This is a genomic window from Filimonas effusa, from assembly GCF_004118675.1.
Classification (GTDB): domain Bacteria; phylum Bacteroidota; class Bacteroidia; order Chitinophagales; family Chitinophagaceae; genus Filimonas; species Filimonas effusa.
In genome coordinates this window covers 293,086-314,577 of sequence record NZ_SDHZ01000005.1, presented here as the reverse complement: position 1 = coordinate 314,577, position 21,492 = coordinate 293,086, and the positions used below count along the sequence as shown (strand labels likewise).

Annotated in this window: 19 protein-coding genes; 15 read left to right on the top strand and 4 right to left on the bottom strand. The window is 45.3% G+C overall.

Translation table 11 applies throughout. From position 1 onward, the window contains the following. Positions 1 to 66: 66 nt before the first annotated feature. The 13 genes from ESB13_RS22805 (at position 67) to ESB13_RS22745 (ending at position 14,694) form a co-directional block, all read left to right on the top strand. Entirely contained in the window at positions 67 to 3,192 is a 3,126-nt protein-coding gene (locus ESB13_RS22805; protein WP_129006219.1) for a TAT-variant-translocated molybdopterin oxidoreductase, read from the top strand. A 70-nt stretch (positions 3,193 to 3,262) separates the two neighbouring features. Continuing rightward, entirely contained in the window at positions 3,263 to 4,708 is a 1,446-nt protein-coding gene (nrfD, locus tag ESB13_RS22800; protein WP_129006217.1) for an NrfD/PsrC family molybdoenzyme membrane anchor subunit, read from the top strand. An 80-nt stretch (positions 4,709 to 4,788) separates the two neighbouring features. Then, on the top strand, positions 4,789 to 5,376 hold the full coding sequence (locus ESB13_RS22795; RefSeq protein WP_129006215.1) for a DUF3341 domain-containing protein: 588 nt from the start codon (positions 4,789 to 4,791) through the stop codon (positions 5,374 to 5,376). Positions 5,377 to 5,400: 24 nt separating this feature from the next. Beyond that, the gene (locus ESB13_RS22790) at positions 5,401 to 6,054 is read left to right on the top strand and encodes a c-type cytochrome (protein ID WP_129006213.1); all 654 of its coding nucleotides are present in this window, start codon (positions 5,401 to 5,403) and stop codon (positions 6,052 to 6,054) included. A gap of 40 nt (positions 6,055 to 6,094) precedes the next feature. After that, positions 6,095 to 7,339 (top strand): quinol:cytochrome C oxidoreductase, encoded by a 1,245-nt coding sequence (locus ESB13_RS22785; RefSeq protein WP_129006211.1) that lies wholly within the window; start codon positions 6,095 to 6,097, stop codon positions 7,337 to 7,339. 92 nt (positions 7,340 to 7,431) lie between these two features. Continuing rightward, entirely contained in the window at positions 7,432 to 8,541 is a 1,110-nt protein-coding gene (locus ESB13_RS22780; protein WP_129006209.1) for a cytochrome c oxidase subunit II, read from the top strand. Between the two features lie 54 nt (positions 8,542 to 8,595). After that, on the top strand, positions 8,596 to 10,407 hold the full coding sequence (locus ESB13_RS22775; RefSeq protein WP_129006207.1) for a cytochrome c oxidase subunit I: 1,812 nt from the start codon (positions 8,596 to 8,598) through the stop codon (positions 10,405 to 10,407). 72 nt (positions 10,408 to 10,479) lie between these two features. Continuing rightward, complete coding sequence (cyoE, locus tag ESB13_RS22770; RefSeq protein WP_129006205.1) at positions 10,480 to 11,376, top strand: heme o synthase; 897 nt, start codon at positions 10,480 to 10,482, stop codon at positions 11,374 to 11,376. A gap of 3 nt (positions 11,377 to 11,379) precedes the next feature. Then, the gene (locus ESB13_RS22765; protein WP_246022662.1) at positions 11,380 to 11,967 is read left to right on the top strand and encodes a cytochrome c oxidase subunit 3; all 588 of its coding nucleotides are present in this window, start codon (positions 11,380 to 11,382) and stop codon (positions 11,965 to 11,967) included. 40 nt (positions 11,968 to 12,007) lie between these two features. Beyond that, positions 12,008 to 12,682 carry a cytochrome c oxidase subunit 3 gene (locus ESB13_RS22760; protein ID WP_129006203.1) on the top strand — a complete coding sequence of 225 codons (675 nt, stop codon included), beginning with the start codon at positions 12,008 to 12,010 and terminating at the stop codon, positions 12,680 to 12,682. 49 nt (positions 12,683 to 12,731) lie between these two features. Further along, complete coding sequence (locus ESB13_RS22755; RefSeq protein WP_129006201.1) at positions 12,732 to 13,196, top strand: cytochrome C oxidase subunit IV family protein; 465 nt, start codon at positions 12,732 to 12,734, stop codon at positions 13,194 to 13,196. 96 nt (positions 13,197 to 13,292) lie between these two features. Next, on the top strand, positions 13,293 to 14,105 hold the full coding sequence (locus ESB13_RS22750; protein ID WP_129006199.1) for an SCO family protein: 813 nt from the start codon (positions 13,293 to 13,295) through the stop codon (positions 14,103 to 14,105). A gap of 4 nt (positions 14,106 to 14,109) precedes the next feature. Then, on the top strand, positions 14,110 to 14,694 hold the full coding sequence (locus tag ESB13_RS22745; RefSeq protein WP_129006197.1) for a DUF420 domain-containing protein: 585 nt from the start codon (positions 14,110 to 14,112) through the stop codon (positions 14,692 to 14,694). A gap of 1 nt (position 14,695) precedes the next feature. Here the strand turns inward: ESB13_RS22745 and ESB13_RS22740 are convergent, their stop codons facing one another. The 3 genes from ESB13_RS22740 to trmB form a co-directional block, all read right to left on the bottom strand. Beyond that, on the bottom strand, positions 14,696 to 16,507 hold the full coding sequence (locus tag ESB13_RS22740) for a CocE/NonD family hydrolase (protein ID WP_129006195.1): 1,812 nt from the start codon (positions 16,505 to 16,507) through the stop codon (positions 14,696 to 14,698). Between the two features lie 13 nt (positions 16,508 to 16,520). After that, complete coding sequence (locus ESB13_RS22735; RefSeq protein ID WP_129006193.1) at positions 16,521 to 16,895, bottom strand: MGMT family protein; 375 nt, start codon at positions 16,893 to 16,895, stop codon at positions 16,521 to 16,523. Positions 16,896 to 16,958: 63 nt separating this feature from the next. Then, complete coding sequence (trmB, locus tag ESB13_RS22730) at positions 16,959 to 17,669, bottom strand: tRNA (guanosine(46)-N7)-methyltransferase TrmB (RefSeq protein WP_129006191.1); 711 nt, start codon at positions 17,667 to 17,669, stop codon at positions 16,959 to 16,961. Positions 17,670 to 17,775: 106 nt separating this feature from the next. Here trmB and ESB13_RS22725 point away from each other — a divergent pair, with 106 nt between their 5' ends. Together ESB13_RS22725 and ESB13_RS22720 are read left to right on the top strand one after the other, a co-directional pair. After that, positions 17,776 to 18,951, top strand: a complete 1,176-nt coding sequence (locus tag ESB13_RS22725; protein ID WP_129006190.1) for a PAS domain S-box protein — start codon at positions 17,776 to 17,778, stop codon at positions 18,949 to 18,951. Positions 18,952 to 19,076: 125 nt separating this feature from the next. Next, the gene (locus ESB13_RS22720; protein WP_129006188.1) at positions 19,077 to 19,292 is read left to right on the top strand and encodes a hypothetical protein; all 216 of its coding nucleotides are present in this window, start codon (positions 19,077 to 19,079) and stop codon (positions 19,290 to 19,292) included. Positions 19,293 to 19,387: 95 nt separating this feature from the next. On the opposite strand, the gene ESB13_RS22715 is transcribed toward ESB13_RS22720, so the two are convergent. After that, the gene (locus ESB13_RS22715) at positions 19,388 to 21,484 is read right to left on the bottom strand and encodes a right-handed parallel beta-helix repeat-containing protein (RefSeq protein ID WP_129006186.1); all 2,097 of its coding nucleotides are present in this window, start codon (positions 21,482 to 21,484) and stop codon (positions 19,388 to 19,390) included. Between the last annotated feature and the right edge of the window lie 8 nt (positions 21,485 to 21,492).

Sequence of the window (21,492 nt, the reverse complement as noted above, 5' to 3'; positions counted from 1 at the left end):
TAAGACTGAGAGCGTATGAAAAATTTCTGATCAATTATCAAATTAGCGAATTATCAAATTGATATAATGGAGCAAAAAAAGTACTGGCAAAGTTTTGGTGAGCTGAATCAGTCTGAGGCCTATCAGCAATCTGGTAAAGATGAGTTCCAGGAGCAACTGCCATTCGAAGCCGACAATAAAGGCTTGCTGGAGGCAGTAACTCCAAGAAGAGACTTTTTGAAATATCTGGGTTTTAGTACAGCTGCTGCTGCCGTTGCCGCCAGCTGTGAAATACCGGTTAAAAAAGCAATCCCCTTTGCAAACAAACCGGAAGATATTATACCAGGCGTAGCCAACTACTATGCCACCACTTATGTGCAGGATGGAGATGTGTTGAGCGTACTGGCAAGAGTAAGAGATGGTCGTCCTATCAAAATCGAAGGAAACGACCTGAGCCCCATTTTCAAAGGATGTACTACCGCAAGAGCAGAAGCTTCTGTTCTCGATTTATACGATACAGCCCGTATCCGTTACCCACATATCTCTGGTAAAGAAGTAACGTTCGAAGCAATCGATAAGGCTATCGGTGCTGAGCTCGCCGCTTTAGGTGGTGCTCCCGCTGTTATCCTTACAACTTCTATCGTTTCTCCTACTACCAAAGCAGTAATTGCACAATTCCTCGCTAAATACCCCGGTAGCCGCCACGTTACTTATGACGCTGTTTCTTACAGCGGATTATTACTGGCTAACGAGGTTACCTACGGTAAAAAAGCAATCCCCTCTTATCGTTTCGATAACGCAAAAGTAATTGCGGGCATTGGTGCCGACTTCCTGGCTACATGGTTAGCTCCGGCAGAATTCGCCAAACAATATGCTCCCAACAGGCGCATCAACGAGAAGAACCCCGAAATGAGCCGCCACTTCCAGTTCGAAAGTGTACTCAGCTCTACAGGCGCAGCCGCCGACGAACGCTTCCTCTGCCGCCCTTCCGAATGGGGTGCTATCGCAGCAGGTTTACTCAGCGCTATCAACGGCCAGCCTGTAACCGGCATCTCTAACGAGACGCTGAAAAAAGGCATCGAAAAAACAGCAAAAGATCTCGCCGCGCATAAAGGCGAAGCACTCGTAGTTTGCGCCAGCAACGATATCAATGTTCAGATCATCGTAAACGCAGTTAACGAAGCATTACTTGCCAACGGCAAAACCATCGATTGGTCTGCTCCCGTTAACTACCGCCAGGGCATCGACTCCGATTTCGTAGCGCTGGTTGATGAAATGAATGCTGGTAAAGTAGGCGCTTTACTCGTTTATGGTGCAAACCCTGCTTACAGCTGGTACGACAGCGCCAAAGTTGTAAGCGGTATCAAAAAAGTTAAAACCTCTATCTCTTTCAGTGGCAAAATGGACGAAACAACCGAACTGTGTAAGTTCATTGTTCCCGACCACCACTACCTCGAAAGCTGGGGCGATGCAGAACCTAAAACAGGTTACTTCTCTCTTATCCAGCCTACCATCTATCCTTTATTCAAAACACGCCAGTGGCAGGATAGCCTGCTCCTCTGGAGCGCTGCAGGTTCCGACTACCTGACTTTCCTGAAACAATACTGGATAGGCAAACTCGGAAGCGAGTCTGCATGGGATAAAGCTTTACAGGATGGCGTTATCAACCCTGCCGCCGAAACGCTCGCAGGCACAGCCTTTAATGGCGCTGGTGTTGCTGCCGCCGTTGCTGCAGTAAGCTCAGCCAAAAAAGGCGGTAAAGTAGAACTGGTATTATATCAGAAAGTAGGTATCGGTGAAGGCCAGGGCGCCAGCAACCCATTCCTGCAGGAATTACCGGATCCTATCACCCGCGCCGTATGGGATAACTACCTGATCGTATCACCAGCTATGGCCAGAACTTTACTGAACATAGATCTTAACAACGGTGGCCAGGCAGATGCTTATGAAACAAGGCCTGCTAAAAAGGTGGTGAAATTGACTGCCAACGGTAAAAGCATTGAATTACCGGCACTCATCATACCAGGTACCGATCCTGATACGGTAGGTATTGCACTGGGTTATGGCCGCTCCGAAAAAGTAGGTAAAGCTGCAAAAGGAGTAGGTAAAAATGCCTTCATCCTCGCTGCACTCAAAGCCGGTACAGTAGAATTTATCAATACCGATGTAGCTGTTGAAGTTACCGGTGAAAAATATGAAGTGGCGTTGACACAAACACACAACCGTTACGATACCGCTCAGGGCGTTCGTACCGAAGTTGTGAAAGAGTTGACACTGGCCGACTTCAAACACGACCCCGCAGAGATCCGTAACGAACGTGAAAAAGAACTGGCTCCCTGGGGTGGTTTGGCAAACTATGAAAAAGCAGGTACTATCTACCCTGTTCATGACAAACCAGGTATCAAATGGGGAATGAGCATCGACTTGAATGCTTGTACCGGATGTGGCGCCTGCGTAGTAGCATGTAACATCGAAAATAACATCCCTATCGTGGGCAAAAAAGAAGCAATGCGCTTCCACGATATGCACTGGTTACGTATCGATCGCTATTACAGCGGCGACGTAGACAACCCGAACGTTGTTTTCCAGCCAATGATGTGCCAGCACTGCGATAATGCTCCTTGCGAAAACGTATGTCCGGTGGCTGCAACCAACCACAGCACAGAAGGCCTGAACCAGATGACCTATAACCGTTGTATCGGTACGCGTTATTGCGCCAACAACTGTCCTTATAAAGTTCGTCGCTTCAACTGGGCCGACTATACCGGATCCGACAGCTTCGCGAACAACCAGGACGAACTGAGTGAAGTGGTGCTGAACATGAACGACGACCTCACAAGAATGGTGCTGAACCCCGATGTTACCGTTCGTTCTCGCGGTGTGATTGAGAAATGTTCTTTCTGCGTTCAACGTTTACAGGACGCTAAACTGAAAGCGAAAAAAGAAAGCAGGCCGATGAAAGATGGCGACCTGGATGTAGCATGTAAATCTGCTTGTCCCAGCGATTGCTTCGTATTCGGTAATGTTAACGATAAGGAAAGCGATGTTTACAAGGCTCGTACAGAAAATCCAAACCGTATTTTCTACGCGCTGGAACAATTACACGTATTGCCTAACGTAAGTTATCTGGCTAAAGTGCGCAACGCCGATGTTCCTGCAACTGCTCATAAACATGAGCACGCAGCAGAAGCAACACCTGCACACCACGGATAATAGCAGAAAACGAAAAGCGGAATAGAATTTAAAAGATCAGCCGGGTAAAACCGGAATTAAACCATACCAAATGCATCTTAAGTACGAATCACAGCTAAGGGAACCACTGGTAACTGGTAATAAAGATTATCACCAGGTGACGGAAGATATTTGTCGCCCCATAGAAGCAAAGCCAACAAAGTTGTGGTATGTGGGTTTTTTCATTGCAGTAGCACTGTTAATGTTTGGTGTTTACAGTGTCTATAGAGAAGTAGTTTACGGTATCGGCGAATGGAACCTTAACAAAACCATCGGCTGGGGTTGGGATATCACCAACTTCGTATGGTGGGTTGGTATCGGTCACGCAGGTACGCTGATCTCTGCGATCCTCTTACTCTTCCGTCAGGGCTGGCGTACCGGTGTAAACCGTGCCGCAGAAGCGATGACCATCTTCGCCGTTATGTGTGCCGGTCAGTTCCCCATCTTCCACATGGGTCGTGTATGGATGGCGTTCTTCGTATTGCCTTATCCTAACACACGCGGCCCTTTATGGGTGAACTTCAACTCTCCGCTGCTGTGGGACGTATTTGCGATCTCTACTTACTTTACTGTATCGCTCCTGTTCTGGTACTCAGGTCTGCTGCCTGACTTCGCTACGGTTCGTGACCGCGCGAAAACCAAACTGCGTAAATTATTATATGGTGTGGCAGCTTTCGGCTGGACTGGCTCCACTAAACACTGGCAGCGCCACGAATCATTATCACTGGTGCTCGCTGGCTTGTCTACACCACTGGTATTATCAGTACACACGATCGTATCTTTTGACTTCGCTACTTCCGTGATCCCCGGTTGGCACACTACCATCTTCCCCCCCTACTTCGTTGCGGGTGCGGTATTCTCCGGGTTCGCAATGGTACAGTCGCTGATGCTTATCCTGCGTAAAGTATTTACCATCGAAGATTATATCACTGTAGGCCACATCGAAGCAATGAACAAGGTGATCGTATTAACCGGTTCTATCGTAGGTGTTGCTTATCTCACAGAACTGTTCATGGGCTGGTATAGCCAGAACAAATATGAAGGTTACACTTTCTGGTATAGCCGTGCTTATCTGTTCAGCCCTTATGGATGGAGCTATTGGGGTATGATGGCTTGTAACGTACTTAGCCCTCAGATCTTCTGGTTCCGCAAAATGAGAAGAAACCTCTTCGTAACCTTCTTCATGAGTATCATCGTGAACATCGGTATGTGGTTCGAACGTTTCGTGATCATCGTAACATCCCTGTACCGCGATTACCTGCCTTCCAGCTGGTCTGTTTACTACAGCCCTTCTACCTGGGAGATCGGTTTCTATCTCGGAACATTCGGATTGTTCTTCACCTGCTTCTTCCTGTTCGCGAAATACTTCCCTGTAATTGCGATAGCTGAGATCAAGTATGTACTGAAAACCAGCGGTGACAATTATAAGCAGACCGTAGAGAAGGAAGAGAAAATGGAAGTGGAAGAGTTTGTTCACGAATATGCGCATGCACATTAATTCATTAAAAAGTAGAAAGTAAAATTCAGAAAGACTCAAGTAACAGACTTTTGGTTTTTGACTTTTGAATGAGAAATATTATGGCAAAAAAGAAATTCGTTGTAGGGGCATTCAGTGACGAAGCAGTATTGTTTCCTGCTGTAAAAAAAATACGTACAGCGGGATATAAGATCCAGGATGTGTACACGCCGTTTCCCGTGCATGGTTTAGATCATGCCCTGGGTATGCGCGAAACCAGCCTGCACACCGCCGGTTTTATCTACGGTATCACCGGTACCACTACTGCCTTAAGTTGCATGAGCTGGATTTTCACCAGGGACTGGCCGTTGAACATCGGTGGTAAACCACACTTTGCATTACCAGCCTGGGTGCCCATTACTTTCGAGTTGACCGTATTGTTTGCAGCAGTAGGTATGGTGCTTACTTTCTGTTACCTCTGCCAACTGGCTCCTTTTGTGAAAAAGCATCACTTCCACGTAAGGGCTACAGACGATCTGTTCATTATGGCAATAGAATGTACCGATAAAACCAATACCGATGAACTGCAGGCATTCCTCTCCTCCACAGGAGCAACAGAGGTAAATGTTCAGGAAGCAGAACCAGGATGGTGGTATGGACGTTACGATAAGGAACAACAACTGATTGTAGAACCCACAGCAGTAGCTTAACACAGAATAGAACAAAGTAGCAAGATGAAAAAATTATCTATCATATTGGTTTTGGCAGCTGGCGTAACGATCGTAGGCTGTAGTGATGTGAAGCGTAAGCCGGGTTCTGTTTATATGCCCGATATGGCTTATAGCCGTGCATACGAAACATATGCAGATCATTCAAACCTGGCCGAACAAGGTATTTTCTATAACAGCCAGCCTGTATCCGGCACAATTGCCCGCGATAGAGTGCTCCCCTTTTCAATAAAAAAGGACGCAGCAGGTGATACCGTTAACTATTATGCTGCCAGGCAGGTACAAAATCCTTTGCCTCCTTTGAATGAAAAGGAAATGAAGGAAGTAGAAAGGCTCTACCTCGTTAACTGTGGTATTTGTCACGGCCCTAAGCTCGATGGTAATGGCCCCATCTATAAAGGTGGAGAAGGTCCCTACCCGGCAAAACCAGCTCAGCTTGTTGGCGACGCGAAATATGAAAGCATGCCAGAAGGACAGATGTACTACTCTGTAGAGTACGGCAAAAACCTCATGGGTAGCTATGCTTCACAATTGAGCAGCAAACAGCGCTGGAGCATTATTCACTATATTAAGGCAAAGCAGGGTAAAACTAGCGCCGCACCAGCTGCTGCAGCTACTCCTACCGCAGCACAGGACAGCACAGGTACCGAAAAGAAGTAAGTAAAACTGCTATCATTTAACCAGAGATAAAAGATATACAATGGCATCTATCAGAGCGCAATTTGAGGTTCCCGGTAAAATGAAAACATGGTCAATAGCCTTGATCGCCATCGGGTTACTGGCTCTTATTATTGGATTTGTTACAAAAGGCGTTGGCGGTCACGATGCGCATGCCGAACATGAGAAAGCTGTGTTCTGGGGAACACTCATGTATAATAGCATATTTTTTACACTGGTGTGTAATGCAAGCATGTTCTTTATCTGCGCTACTACCCTCGCAATGGGTGGCTGGCAGGTGGTCTTCCGCCGCGTACCGGAAGCGATCTCTACACTGGTGCCCATCTTCGGTACTATCACCCTGGTGATCCTTTTCTATATCGTATTTATCGACCATAACCACCATATTTACCACTGGATCGACAAAGAAGCTGTAGAAAGTGATGTTATCCTCAGCGGTAAAAAAGGATTCCTGAATCCTACTTTCTTTGGTATCTGGACCGTATTAACCATTGGCTTATGGAGCCTCCTCGGCAGAAGAATGCGTAAACTCAGCAGCGAAGCCGATGAAAGAGCTATGAATGGCGAAGAAGGACAGCGCTATATCTGGAGAAACACTGTTTCTGCTTCTCTGTTCATCGTATGGTTTGCATTAACTGTTGGCTCTACTATCCCCTGGTTGTGGATGATGAGCATCGATGCACACTGGTACAGCACCATGTATAGCTGGTACACTTTTGCAAGCTCATTTGTATCAGGGATGTCGCTCGTGGCATTATTCGTTATCTACCTCAAAAACAAAGGTTACCTGGAATATACCAACCAGGAACACCTGCACGATATTGGTAAATTCATGTTTGCATTCTCCGTATTCTGGACTTACCTGTGGTTCTCACAGTATATGCTTATCTGGTATGCAAACATTCCCGAAGAAACCGTTTATTTCAAACATCGCGTTCAGGGCCCCTACAAATGGGTGTTCTTCCTGAACCTGATCCTGAACTTTATATGCCCGCTGCTGATTCTCATGAAACGTGGTGCTAAACGTAACTATACGCTCATCACCTTTATGGCGGTACTGATCATATTCGGTCACTGGATCGACTTCTTCCAAATGGTAATGGGAAGTGTATCGAAAGAACACGTTACCCTGGGTTGGCTTGATTTCGGAATCGCTGCCTTATTCATCGGCATACTGATTCTGATGGTGGGCAAGGCGCTTGCGAGCAAACCACTGGTACCAAAGTATCACCCATTCCTGAAAGAAAGTGTTATCCACCATACATAAGATATAGCTGGATCGAGGCGGGATGCTTGGTGGCAGCTTAGCCGGAAATAAAAGGTTGAATTAAAGAATTAGAAAATTTTAGAACAAGTATTATGGCAATGTTTTTTACCATCGCAGTGATAGTGCTGGTCTTCCTGGTGATCTTCCAGATTGCTAAAGCCAGTGAGTATGTGTCTGTGCTGAAGGGTGAAGAAAAATCCCGGCTTCAAAGCAATAAGATCAATGGTTTCCTAATGATCTCCTTCCTGGTGCTGGGCTTAATAGGTGTGTATTTATGTAACAAGGCCTTGTTCCCCAAAACCTTGCTCGCACACCCCGCTGCCAGCGTTCAGGGCGAGAAAGTGGACTCAATGCTGTGGATCACCCTGGCACTCACAGGCTTCGTTTTCGTGGTAACGCAAATATTGCTGTTCTGGTTTGTATATAAATACCAGGAGAATCCTAAAAGAAAGGTCTTTTTCTTCCCGCATAACAATACACTGGAATTGGTATGGACCGTAGTGCCTGCCATCGCATTAACCATCCTCGTAGTATTTGGTTTACGTAACTGGTTCTCTTTTACCAGCGAAGCGCCCGATAATGCAATGCAGGTTGAAGTTACCGGCAAACAGTTCGGATGGATCTTCCGTTATGCAGGTAAAGACGGTGTATTTGGTAAAAAGTATTTCAGGGTAATTGACCCCGCCTCTAATTCTCTCGGCCTTATCTGGAGAGATAGTGCAGAGCTGCGCTTAAAAGACGATCCCGCTACTCACGACGATATCGTGATGGAACAAACCATGTACGTAGTAAAAAATCGTCCCGTAAAACTCATCATCGGTTCCAGGGATGTTATCCATGATGTTGGTTTACCGCAGTTCCGTATGAAAATGGATGCCGTGCCCGGTACGCCTACTACTATGTGGTTTACGCCGAAGTACACTACAGAGGAAATGAAAAAGATCACAGGTAACCCTGATTTCGTATACGAGATCAGCTGCGACCAGATGTGTGGTAACGGTCACTATTCTATGAAAGGGATCATCCAGGTGGTAACACAGGAAGAATTCGACCTGTGGCTGGCGAAACAAAAGCCTTACTACTTTGCTGCATTCCCGGACCTCGACCCTGAAAATCAACCAAAAGCTATTCCCGCAGATAGCACAAAAGCAACTGCTGCCAACGTGGATCCGAAGTCACAGGTAGTAGCGTCTGCAAGGTAATATGCGATTAATAACAATTGACTAGTAGTAGTAATCTTATATAAAGAGCTTGATATGAGTAACGAAGCAGTTCTGCATGCAAACGTGGGTTCCGCACACGATGTTCATCACGATGAGCATCATGGGCATCACCATGAAACTTTCTTGACAAAGTACATATTCAGCCAGGACCACAAAATGATCGGGAAACAATTCCTGATCACAGGTATGATCTGGGCGGTATTAGGTGGTTTAATGTCTGTATTCTTCCGTTTGCAGTTAGGCTATCCCGATTCCACTTTCCCCTGGCTGGAAGACATCCTGGGTAAATGGGCGAAAGGAGGCCGTATTAGTGCCGAAGCTTATTATGCGCTCGTTACTACGCACGGAACTGTACTCGTATTCTTCGTATTGACCGCAGGATTGAGTGGTACCTTCTCAAACTTCCTGATTCCATTGCAGATCGGTGCAAGGGATATGGCATCCCCATTGATGAACATGCTTAGTTACTGGTTCTTCTTTGCCGGTAGCGTGGTAATGTTATCTTCTTTGTTCGTTGAAACAGGACCCTTCAGTGGTGGCTGGACCGCCTATCCGCCGTTGAGCGCCCTGGGCGATGCCTCGCCCGGCTCGAAAACGGGTATGGACCTCTGGATCATGGCTATGGCGCTGTTCGTAGTATCACAGCTGCTGGCAGGTCTTAACTACATTGCTACTATCCTGAACATGCGTACCAAAGGTATGAGCATGATCAGGCTGCCACTCACCATCTGGGCGCTGTTCTTTACAGCTGTTCTCGGTGTATTGTCTTTCCCTGTATTATTCTCCGGGTTTATCCTCTTGATATTCGACCGTAACTTCGGTACCAGCTTCTACCTGTCCGATATCTTTATCAATGGCGTAGGTGCTTTACCAAATGAAGGCGGTAGCGCTATCCTTTACCAGCACTTATTCTGGTTCCTGGGTCACCCCGAAGTATATATCATCCTGCTTCCTGCAATGGGTATCGCTTCCGAGGTAATGTCAACCAACGCACGTAAACCTATCTTCGGCTATATGGCCATGATCGGTTCTATGTTCGCGATTGCAGTACTGGCGTTCCTCGTGTGGGCACACCACATGTTCGTAACCGGGTTGAATCCGTTCTTAGGCTCCATATTCGTATTACTTACCCTCCTGATCGCGGTTCCTTCCGCCATCAAGGTGTTCAACTGGTTGACTACATTATGGAGAGGTAATATCCGCTTTACCCCGGCAATGATGTTCGCGATCGGTTTCGTGAGCCTGTTCATCTCCGGTGGTTTAACAGGTATCTGGCTCGGTAACTCGGCACTCGATATTCACCTGCATGATACTTATTTCGTAATTGCACACTTCCACATTGTAATGGGTGTGGCCTCTATGTTCGGTATGTTCGCAGGTGTTTACCACTGGTTCCCTAAAATGTACGGACGCTTCATGAACAATACGCTGTCTTACGTGCATTTCTGGATAACACTCGTAGGCGCTTACCTCATCTTCTGGCCTATGCACTACGAAGGTCTGGCAGGTATGCCACGCCGTTACTACGATTATGGTGTTTGGGAAAGCTTCAAACAGTTCGTAGAACTGAACAGGTTTATCAGCACTGTGGTGATCATTGTATTTGCCGCACAGTTCTTCTTCCTGTTTAACTTCTTCTACTCTATCTTTAAAGGAAGAAAAGTAACAACGTTGAACCCTTGGAGCTCAAATACATTGGAATGGACTACACCTATCCGCCCAGGTCACGGCAACTGGCCCGGCGAAATCCCGGAAGTACACCGTTGGGCGTACGACTATGGTAAGGACGGTGTTGACCACATAGCACAAACAGAACCAGTGGGCGACAACGAAACATCACATTAATAACTGATCTAAACAATACCTGATGCCCTGAGAAGTCAGGGCATCATTTTTAGAAAGACGATGCCGTACGTAATGACAGCAGAGGGAGCTCATAGCAAGCAGGGGTGGCGCGCGAAATTGAAGGATTATTCGCTGCTGATGAAGTTTACACTAAGCTTCACCGTGGTATTTTCCTGCGTGATCTGTTACCTGCTCGCGCCAAAAGTGGTAGAGTATGACTGGACCATGATCATCCTGCTTTTCGTAGCCGGAATGCTGGTCACAGGCAGTGCAAATGCCATCAACCAGGCCGTGGAGAAAGATACCGACGCTGTAATGAAACGTACCGCTACACGCCCGGTGGCGGCAGGGCGTATGTCTGCAACAGAGGCATACACTTTCGCGATCATAGCTGGCGCGGCAGGGGTGATCATGATGTATTATTACTTCAACCTGTCGTCGGCGCTGTTATCTGCCTTTAGTCTCTTTTTATACGCTTTTATCTATACACCTTTAAAAAAGGTGAGCTCTATAGCAGTATTGGTAGGCGCTTTTCCCGGAGCTTTACCCTGCCTCATCGGCTGGGTAGCCGGAAATGATGATTTTGGCGCAGGCGGCTGGATCTTGTTTGGTATCCAGTTCCTCTGGCAATTCCCCCATTTCTGGGCAATAGCCTGGGTGGCGCATGGCGATTATAGCAAAGCAGGATTTAAACTGCTGCCGGCTGACAAAGGACCAACAAAATTCACTGCTATACAATGTGTTATGTATGCAGTGCTGATGATTCCCATGGGTATGTTACCCTACTACTTCGGTATTTCAGGGAATCTGAGTTTCTGGCTGGTATTGGTATGTAATCTCTTTCTTGTGGTGCAATGTTTGAGGTTATATGCTGCTATGGATGCGAAAGCTGCAAGACGGGTGATGTTCAGTAGTTACATCTATTTGCCGATAGTGTTCCTCGTATTACTGGCAGATAAAATACATTAAAGAATGGACGCAATAAATATGAGTACAGTGGGTACAGGAAAAAACAGGATACATCCGCATAAGTTCACCTTATGGGTTGCCATGGGAAGCATCATTATGATGTTTGCAGGCTTAACCAGTGCTTATGTGGTGAAAAGCGCACAGGCCAACTGGCTGGTGTTTAAACTCCCCCCTGTTTTCTGGTATTCTACCATCGTAATACTTGTGAGTAGTGCTACAATGCACTTGTCCGTTACAGCCTTCAAAGCCCGTGACCTGAAACGTTACAAGCTGATGATAACGATGACCCTGCTATTAGGCCTGTTGTTTTCCGCTTTACAGTTTGTAGGCTTCGATGCGCTTCATAAAAGCGGTATCCAGTTATTTGGCATCGGCAGTAACGCATCTGCCTCTTTCCTGGGTATCATCACCGGCCTCCACGTATTGCACGTATTGGGAGGAGTGGTAGCATTATTGGTAGTTTTTATAAGAGCTTTCAGCGTTAAGAATAGGCAATACAGCAGCGTACCGGTAGAAATTGTGAGCACCTACTGGCATTTCGTAGACCTGCTTTGGATTTACCTTTTCATCTTTTTCAGCTGGGTAGCATAAGTGTTATATTAAATTTGTGAACGAAATTTTTTGAACGAAAATGGCAACAACAACAGTTTCAACAGGAACCAAATGGTGGGGTGGCGGTAGGAGCCCTTTCAACGTGGAGTACGGCAAAGTTATGATGTGGTACTTCTTAATGAGTGATGCCTTTACTTTTGGTGCCTTCCTTATTGCCTACGGTACAACCCGTTTTGCCACCATCGGATGGCCCGACCCTAACCACGTGTTCAATTCCTTCCCGGGATTAGGCGCCGGTTTCCCGCTGTTGTTCGTAAGCTTAATGACGTTCATCCTTATCATTAGTTCTGTAACAATGGTTCTCGCCGTTCATGCAGGACATAATATGGATAAAAAAGGTGTAGTTAAAAACCTGATATGGACGATCATCGGTGGTCTGGCCTTCTTAAGCTGCCAGGCCTGGGAATGGACGCACCTGTTCCACGAAGGTGCATGGTGGGGACGTAACCCCTTCCCTAACGCAGACGGAACGGTTGCTACTACCAACTTTACCAACTTCTTCTTTACCATCACCGGATTCCACGGTTTCCACGTGTTGTCTGGCGTGGTTATCAATATCATCATGCTCATCATGACCCTTAACGACAAGTTCGAAAAAAGAGGTCACTACCTGATGATCGAAAAAGCTGGCTTGTACTGGCACTTTGTAGACCTGGTTTGGGTATTCGTATTTACCTGTTTCTACCTTATTTAAGTAGTATAACAGAGCATTGAATTTTAACGCACGCTAAAAAAATTATATAATGGACAATACTGTATCTGTACACCACGAAGAACACGCAGGCGGAGGAACGAAAGAAATAAAGCGTATCACCATATACCTCAGCATCCTCACAATTGTCGAGCTGGCGATCGGTTTCTATATGTATAAAGCTGAACTCAGCGACGGCTTCTTTAAACATTTCCTTAAAGGAGTGATCGTCGTGCTCATGATGTGGAAAGCGATGTACATCGTAGGTTATTTCATGCACCTGAAACATGAACTGCGCAATATGATTTTAACGATTATTATTCCGTTGTTCCTGTTTATATGGTTTATTATTGCGTTCCTTGCGGATGGCAATTCCTATAAGAACCTGAGAGAGAAATACGATCCTTATCACGTAGAAAAGGCAACACTGGCAGCTCCTGCACATGAAGGTCATGGAAAACATGATACCACCCATGAGCAACACGCCGATGAAAAGCCAGCTCACCATGCTGAATAAGGGATCTAGCAGAAAGTAGTTTCTTATTTAATATATTTTTGACCATCCCGCTCTGTGGCGGGATGTGTTATTTTGGATACCAGATAACCGAGAGGTATGAATAAAAAAGCGCTGTTGGCCCTTTGCGTGGCGATCCTGATTCCCCTGACAGGCTACTTCGTGATGAAATACGTAAGTGCCGATGCTGTGATCATCCCCCGTAAATACCTGCTGGACTCAACCAGAACACGTGTAGTGGATGGAAAAAGCTATACCGATAGCGTATGGCATCGTGTACAGAATATACGACTGGTAAATCAGCTTGGCGATTCGGTTAGCTTATACGATGTGCCCGGTAAAGCACTGGTTGTCGATTTCTTCTTCACCAGTTGCCGCTCTATATGCCCCGCACTTACCCGCAATATGGTGAAGCTGCAGCGCTCCTTCAATAAAGGCGGCGAAGCCCGTAATAAAATAGATACTTCGGTAGTCCAGTTTGTTTCGTTTACCATCGACCCCGAAAGAGATTCTGTTCCAAAACTGAAGAAATATGCCGATAGGTTTGGCGTTAACCACGATAACTGGTGGATGCTGACCGGGCCTAAAGACGCCATCTACAACTTCGCATTCGACCAGCTCAAAGTAGATAAGTTCAGCGATGAACCCATTGACTCCGATTTTGTCCATACAAGCAGGTATGTCCTGATTGACAAAGACCATATCGTTCGCGGTTACTATAACGGATTGGACTCCGCTTCCATCCGCCAGCTGGCCCGCGACATTGGTGTCCTCATGCTCGAAAAAGATACCATGCAACCACCTAAATTGCCTTTTGATCCCGTTCTTATGGGTATCTTTTTCGCTATTACAGTAGTGATCGTGGTAGTGGTCTTAACTACATTATCTAAAAAGAAAAAAGCTCAAGTATAAATATATGTTACAGGCAAGTCTTCAAAAGAATGATCGTAAGGCAGGATGGCTGATAGGAATATTCTCGTTCGTGGTATTTGCAGTAGTGGTGACTTTAGACCGGGTAAGTCTTAATGTAAAATTGCCTTTCGATGTACACATATTTGCGTTGTTCAACGCTGTTGTTAACGCCACCGTAGCCGTATTGCTGGTAGCAGCTTTACTGGCAGTAAAAAAGGGAAGATACATCTTACACAAACGCTTGATGATGACGGCCCTGGTATTATCAATTGCATTCCTGGTATCCTATATCGCACATAAACTGCTCGCAGGTGAAGCGCGATTCGGTGATGCCAATCACGATGGCCTGGTTTCCGATGCAGAGAAATTGGCAGTAGGCGGCTTGAGAATGATCTATGTTGTCATCCTCATTACACATATAGTGCTGGCCGCTATAATATTACCTTTTATCCTCTTTACCTCTTACAGGGCATTGATAGCAGAATGGCCCGCACATAAAAAAATAGCCAGGTACACCTGGCCATTATGGTTTTATGTAGCTGTAACAGGACCCATTGTGTATATCATGATCAGCCCTTATTACAGATGACCTAGTTGGTAGGAAGCCTGATATGGGAAGGATATCTTGTATCGTGATAGATTTTGATCTCTGACGCTTGAAAATCACTTTCTGCAGCGTCAGGTATATTCATAAATCGCTGCGGATTCCTGTCAACCAGCGGAAACCAGCTGCTCTGTACCTGTACCATTAGTTTGTGTCCCGGGAGAAAACAGTGGGCTATATCATTTAAAACAAGCTTCAAAGGAGTAACTTGTCCGGGTATAAAAGCTTCAGGTCGTTCATAGCTGTTCCTGAATTTTCCACGTACTATCTCTGCTCTCACAAGTTGCTGGGTTTGCTTTTCGTCTGGTAGCACATCAATGATCTTAACAACGAAGTCTGCATCTGTTCCTGTTGTGCTTACAAACAGATCGGCGGTAACAGGCCCGCATACCGTAGTCGGCTGCGTAAAGTTACTGCTTTCAAAATACAACACATCCGGCCTTTCCGCAGCAAAACGTTGATCGGCGGCCATATATTCATTCACACGGCTGCCCGACTTTTTACCAATATAAGGCACAGGATTGGCAGGGTCCGAAATATAACCGCTGAAAACAGGAGCCTCCTTTGAATCCGGAACGGTTGTGGTAAGGCGATGCCCCGGATGAAGATACCATAGTTCTTCCCGCGGATTCAAAGGAGGCCAGTGCGAAAATGATTTCCACTCGTTTGTACCCGTGACAAATACGGTGGCTTCGGCCTGGTTAAAACTTCCTTTTTGTTTAAGATGCCAGCAGAAGAAATTGAACTCAAGTTCGTGGTAATAATCGTTGACATTACTGCCAAACTCATAAGTGCTGAACTTACTCCAGTTACCACGGGCCCATGCACCATGTGTCCAGGGCCCCATTATTAACCGGCTGTTGTTTCCGGGGTTTTGCCGTTCTATAGCTTCATAGGTTTTAAGCGCACCAAACAGGTCTTCTGCATCAAACCAGCCACCCGTTACTAATACCGCCGGTTTAATATTTTTCAGATGCTGCCTTATATCCCTGGCCTTCCAGTAAGCATCCCTGGTACTATGAGCAAGATATTCATTCCAGATAGCGCTCTTCCCCTTGAAATAGTATTTGTCAAGATTCTTGATAGGACCAATACCCAGGAAAAATGCATAGCTGTCTTTAATACGCACACTATCGCTGATGGAGGGATATTGCTTCCACGGCCCCGGACGGGGATGATCAAAATAATTCAGGAAACTGAAATTATCCATCAGGAAAAAAGCGCCACGATGATTTACATCGTCTCCCTCAAATTCATCTGTAACAGGAGCTTGTGGCGACACCGCCTTAATAGAAGGATGTGCATTCGGTAACGCAGCCGTAGCATAAAAGCCCGGGTAAGAAATACCATACAATCCCGCCCGACCATTATGACGAGGTATGTGCTTCAGCAGCCACTCCATCGTATCATAAGTGTCACTGCTCTCGTCCGTATCTTTATTGGAACGCTTAATGGCAATTGCAGGCGTTACCTCCCGGAACGAACCTTCGCTCATATAACGGCCACGTACATCCTGGTAAACGAAAATAAAACCCTCTTTGGCATAAGCCGCACCCATACCCAGCTGCGAAGGATATGCATTCGCACCATAAGGATCACACGAATAGGGCGTACGCGTGATGAGGAAAGGATACAACTGGCTGCTGTCGCGTGGAATATAAATGGCGGTGAACAATTTAACCCCGTCACGCATAGGGATCATCTGTTCTATTTTATAATACTGGTCAGCAATCCGTTGAGCCGGCAAGATTGTCGTGCTTACACAGGCCAGCAGTAACAGCAGCAATTGTTTTTTCATAGCTATCGTTATTTTAGGAAAGTTCGATGGCTGGATCCCAGAATTTGCCCTTAAAATCAACAACTTTATCATTTTCTATCCTGATCCCCTCTTTTTCCAGCCGTTGTTGCATGGCTTCAGGTGGAGAAAAATGCATTTTACCGGATAACATCCCGTTTCGGTTAACAACCCTGTGAGCCGGTACTTTAGGCTTCACTTTATCACAGGCATTCATTGCCCAGCCCACCATACGCGCCGATAGTCCCGTACCCAGGTATTTGGCAATAGCACCATAATTGGTAACACGGCCTTTGGGAATAAGACGTGCAACAGCCCATACATCTTCAAAGAAAGAATACCGGCTGTCACCTGGAACAGATGGCGTTGAAGCCGGGGCATTTTTTTTCATCTCTGAAATTACACGATTACCGGTAAACTTAGATCTTACAGTATCCCGGGTAAAACATACTACCTACTTCTCATTAGCAGGCTCCTCATTCAGCATTTCCTTCAGGATGGCGTCTTTCTCTTTGGGCATAGACTTGTTAAGCCTGAATTTAAGGTAATGAACACGATTGCTTTGCGCTATATCAAGGCTTTCGTAATGTGTTTTAATCTGTAGTTCCGTAGTGTAGTTACCGTTACGGTAAACATCATTATCGTCTGTCAGCAGCTCAAGTTCATATAAACCAATAACTGTCTTGGTAAACTCGTATAAAACAGGACTATCGGTTTTAAGCTGCACAATACCGCCGGGTTTAAGAAATTCCTGGTAAAGACGGAGATATTTAGGATGGGTCAGCCTTTTTTTCATCTTTGAAAAACGAAGCTGCGGATCCGGAAACGTGATCCAGATCTCATCTACCTCGCCGGCTACAAAATACTCCGTTACCTTATCCATTTGCGACCGCACAAAAGCTACATTCCCCAGCCCTTCCGTAAGCGCTGTTTTTGCTCCCCGCCAGATCCGGTTTCCCTTTACGTCAATACCAATAAAGTTGCGGTTGGGATATAACCTGCCCAGTCCTACCGCATATTCGCCTTTACCACAGGCAAGCTCCAACGTAAGAGGATTGTCGTTTTTAAAGAAGTGATGCCAGGTCCCCTTAACATTTTCAGGATATTCCAGCACATTGGGAAAACTTTTTATCTCCTCAAACCTTATTAATTTCTTTTGACCCATAGCTGCAAAGATAAGCTGATAGAGCCGTTCCTCAGAAATGAACCATCCGTTTACTGTAATTACCGGGATATTTTTGTAAATTAATTCCTGAAACAGAGCTGCTGTTATGAAAATTTACCCTTTCCGTATTTCCCTGATTTACTTCGTGCTGGCGACTGTATGGATTTATACCTCAGATCGCTTTCTGATCGGGTTGTCTCCAGATTCCTTAACCTGGGCTCAATCTGTAAAGGGTTTTTTATTCGTCCTGGTCACTTCTGTCATTATATATTTTGTCACCAATGCAGGCTATAAACGCATCACCCGGCAGGAATTGGACTATAAGCGCCTTTTCGATGAAAGCCCCCATCCTATTATCGTTTATGATATCGAAACATTGAAAATTGTGGCGGCAAACCATGTCTTTTTCGCCAAATACGGATATACCTTACAGGAAACTGTCCATTTAACCATTCTCGACCTTTGTTTGCCTGAAGAAAAGCAAGCTGCATTGGAAGCATTAAAAGCGATACGCCACCAGCCGGCTTCGGATAGCGGCATCTGGCCCAGCAGAAATAAAGCCGGCGAAGTTTTTTACATTACCCTCACCTCCTATTCCTCCACATTCCGAGGAGAACAGGTGAGAATGGTGATTGTAACCGACATAGGAGCAGAATTGAAAGCCAGGCAGGCACTGCTTGAATCGGAGAAAAAGCTGAAATCTCTGATAGACAATTCTTCAGAAGCCATTTTTATTATCGACAAAGACATGTGTATTACTACAGGTAACCTGGCATTCGAAAAATTAGTAGAGCAAATAGATCCTGAATTGGGCAAGCCTAAATTGCCGGTAGCGCTCCGCGATGTTCCGGATGCCATAGAAGCAGCCAGCTGGATAGAATATGCCCAGCGTGCATTAAAGGGAGAGTCGATCCAGGTAGAAAAACAATACCAGTTGTCAACGGGAGAAACGATATATTATCAAACGGTAATGAACCCTATTTACGATGTGAACAACGAAATAACAGGCGTAGGCTGTTTTTCCAGGAATGTTACTCAATCAAAAAATATCAAACTGCAACTTAGTCGTCAGCTCTCCCAGCTTCGGGAAATAGCCTGGATCCAATCGCATGAACTTCGCAGACCCCTGGCCAACATTATGGGTTTGGTTTCATTGATAGAACATGACATCCAGGATCCCGAACTTCTAAAGGAGAACGTAGAACTGCTAAGGAAATCAACTAATGAACTGGATGAGATTGTTAAGTCAATCGTAGCAAAATCATACCAGGAAAAAAAATGAGGTTTTTTTAGTACACCGGAATTGAGTTTCAATCTTTTTCAATGTAGAATATTTTCTCAGTGCGTTAATGGCAGGATAATTGAAAAAGTATTATTGTAATTATTTTTTAATAAAAATTAGCACCTATGAAACGTATGCTGGCAGTGTGCATGTTGGCAGCCACCATCTTTGGAGTGAGCTGTGGCACAAATGAAAACAAAACAAATACAAGCGGCGATTCTGTATTGAATTCCCCGCCACCCCCGTCAATGACAGATGACAACACCGGAACTCCCGGAACCACTGTCGATTCTACAGCAAAGGATACAATGGGAATAGATACTGGTCATACAAGGCATTGATAACATTGTACCACATAGAAAAGCTGACTGGAAATACCAGCCAGCTTTTCTTTAAACAGGGGCATAAAGCTTTTTATATTATTTGTAGCTATGCTTTAAGGCGTATAACTGTCGTTTGTTGTATTTACTTTATAATATAAACTTGTAAAAGGCCTCGTATCTCCTGAAAAATTATTACCTCTTATAATACAACTATCTGTAGTATTCAGATAAACACCATAATGATTGCCGGAATAAAAGAAGCCGGGGATAGTGCTTGTAAATATGTTGTCTTCTATTAAACCAGTAACAGTGTTAAAAAGAGTAATGCCATGTTTGGCTGCATTCTTTATACTATTATTCCTGATGTGAATACGTTTATTAGGCATGATAGGTGAAATGGAGTCTTCATAAACACTACCGCTGAAACGTATCTTGTTGAATCTAACATCTATAGCGCCCGCATTTTCTCCGTAACCGTCATAGCCGCAATCCCTGATATCATTATCATTGATAGATAGCTGTTCATTATACAAACCATTATACCATTGCGCAGCCTCATTGTATAGCAGTATTCCAGGTGAACTGCAATTATAAAACTTTGTATTCGATACAACACCGTTAAAGGCACGGATAATAGCGCCTCTGCCCCTTACGGTGAACCTGCTGTCATGAACCATGAACATGGCATTCCTGCGCGAATTATTGTATAACTGTACGTTTTGCTGAAGATCGGTATTACCTAGGTCTGTCATACTGTTATAAAAAGCCGTTGGAATAGCTGGTGAAAACCGGATCGTAGAAGTTCCGTTTCCATTATTGGTCACGGTTTTCACAATAAAGCTGGTGTCGGGAATGATACCCAGTTTGGGGATGTAGATGGTGAAATTATCGCCCGCTTTTAAATTATTGAATTCATTGTTTACGATCAGCGTAGTATCATTCGTTTTAGACTTAACAGAAGTACCCTTATTATACAATGCCACACCATCATCTGAATTGCCAATGAAAGAGCATCTTTCCACCCATGGACCAATAGGATTCGCACGGCAATGAACGCCATCCGCATTGGCCGAAACATAACGGAAACTGTCCTTGAGAGCTGCCTGGCAGTTTAAGACCTTCATGTCGCTGCCGTCATAAGAATAATAACATCCGATAGGACTGGAATAATTCGTTATGCTGTCAAAGGTGATATCGGTACACGAAGTGGTGGAGGCAAAAGAACCGACATTATTACGGCATACAATGGTCAGAATATCTCCTGTGGCAAAGAAACGGCCAGAACTGGAATTCTTCCTGTAGATATTATAGGTTGGCGGATCCGAACAAACCTGCTTTATTACATCAGAAGGTTGCAATCCAAAAGAAGAAGAAGTGATCCTTTTAACCGCACCGCGATTATCCTTATCCAGTAAGTATGCCCACGACCAGTAATCCGTGAAACCAGGGTTGTTGGTGATTTCAGGATAGTAATCACCCGTTGCAGCAGATTTTTTCCTGAGACGTACAGTGATATTAAGTGTATTGGCCTCGCTCGTATCAACCTTGATGACATCCAGTAAGGTATGCGGTAACGGGTTCCAGTCTACCGTAAGCCTTTTGATGCATATTTTGCTTGACTGCTGTATTCTCAGGAAGCCAACATCTGCCCGGTTGGCAATGGTGATATTGCTGTTATTACCATCGATAACAAGGTTTTCAAGGCTGCTGAGATCAAACAGGAACTTGGCTGTTCCCGTAGGATAGAAAGTAAAGTTCTCCGAAGCAGGAAACACAATAAGTGCAGGCTTTGTAGCACTGGTGATAGTATTGGCAATAGACGCTGCAGAAGCGCCGGAAGCAATATGATAAACATTCGGCGGAATGGAAAGCGTATATTGGAAGGTAGCCGACCAGCTGCCATAACCTGCAGCATCCCTGGCTCTTACACGCCAGTAAAGTGTTGAAAACGGTAAAGCATCAACAGGAACATAACGTGGAATAGGGAGCCCTTCCCGGCCGGCTACTATGGAGCTGAAACCGGCATCTGTTGCTATCTGTATCTGGTAAGTGACACTGCCGCTTACTGCATTCCAGAAAAAGCTGGTATTGGGCATATAGCCTGTACTGTTATTGGCAGGTGTCGATAGCGTGGGAGTACCTGCTGCCATGAGTAGTTGAGGCAGGAACAGGCATAGTAATAACAACAGTTTTGTGTTACTTATTTTCATAATGGCTT

Bases quoted from the DNA above. Each gene is read 5' to 3' on its own strand.
- ESB13_RS22775 (WP_129006207.1), top strand. From the start codon at position 8,596: ATGAGTAACGAAGCAGTTCTGCATGCAAACGTGGGTTCCGCACACGAT.
- ESB13_RS22715 (WP_129006186.1), bottom strand. From the start codon at position 21,484: ATGAAAATAAGTAACACAAAACTGTTGTTATTACTATGCCTGTTCCTG.
- trmB (WP_129006191.1), bottom strand. From the start codon at position 17,669: ATGGGTCAAAAGAAATTAATAAGGTTTGAGGAGATAAAAAGTTTTCCC.
- ESB13_RS22735 (WP_129006193.1), bottom strand. From the start codon at position 16,895: ATGAAAAAAAATGCCCCGGCTTCAACGCCATCTGTTCCAGGTGACAGC.
- ESB13_RS22750 (WP_129006199.1), top strand. From the start codon at position 13,293: ATGAATAAAAAAGCGCTGTTGGCCCTTTGCGTGGCGATCCTGATTCCC.
- ESB13_RS22745 (WP_129006197.1), top strand. From the start codon at position 14,110: ATGTTACAGGCAAGTCTTCAAAAGAATGATCGTAAGGCAGGATGGCTG.
- cyoE (WP_129006205.1), top strand. From the start codon at position 10,480: ATGACAGCAGAGGGAGCTCATAGCAAGCAGGGGTGGCGCGCGAAATTG.
- nrfD (WP_129006217.1), top strand. From the start codon at position 3,263: ATGCATCTTAAGTACGAATCACAGCTAAGGGAACCACTGGTAACTGGT.
- ESB13_RS22780 (WP_129006209.1), top strand. From the start codon at position 7,432: ATGGCAATGTTTTTTACCATCGCAGTGATAGTGCTGGTCTTCCTGGTG.
- ESB13_RS22765 (WP_246022662.1), top strand. From the start codon at position 11,380: ATGGACGCAATAAATATGAGTACAGTGGGTACAGGAAAAAACAGGATA.
- ESB13_RS22785 (WP_129006211.1), top strand. From the start codon at position 6,095: ATGGCATCTATCAGAGCGCAATTTGAGGTTCCCGGTAAAATGAAAACA.
- ESB13_RS22760 (WP_129006203.1), top strand. From the start codon at position 12,008: ATGGCAACAACAACAGTTTCAACAGGAACCAAATGGTGGGGTGGCGGT.
- ESB13_RS22795 (WP_129006215.1), top strand. From the start codon at position 4,789: ATGGCAAAAAAGAAATTCGTTGTAGGGGCATTCAGTGACGAAGCAGTA.
- ESB13_RS22720 (WP_129006188.1), top strand. From the start codon at position 19,077: ATGAAACGTATGCTGGCAGTGTGCATGTTGGCAGCCACCATCTTTGGA.
- ESB13_RS22740 (WP_129006195.1), bottom strand. From the start codon at position 16,507: ATGAAAAAACAATTGCTGCTGTTACTGCTGGCCTGTGTAAGCACGACA.
- ESB13_RS22805 (WP_129006219.1), top strand. From the start codon at position 67: ATGGAGCAAAAAAAGTACTGGCAAAGTTTTGGTGAGCTGAATCAGTCT.
- ESB13_RS22790 (WP_129006213.1), top strand. From the start codon at position 5,401: ATGAAAAAATTATCTATCATATTGGTTTTGGCAGCTGGCGTAACGATC.
- ESB13_RS22725 (WP_129006190.1), top strand. From the start codon at position 17,776: ATGAAAATTTACCCTTTCCGTATTTCCCTGATTTACTTCGTGCTGGCG.
- ESB13_RS22755 (WP_129006201.1), top strand. From the start codon at position 12,732: ATGGACAATACTGTATCTGTACACCACGAAGAACACGCAGGCGGAGGA.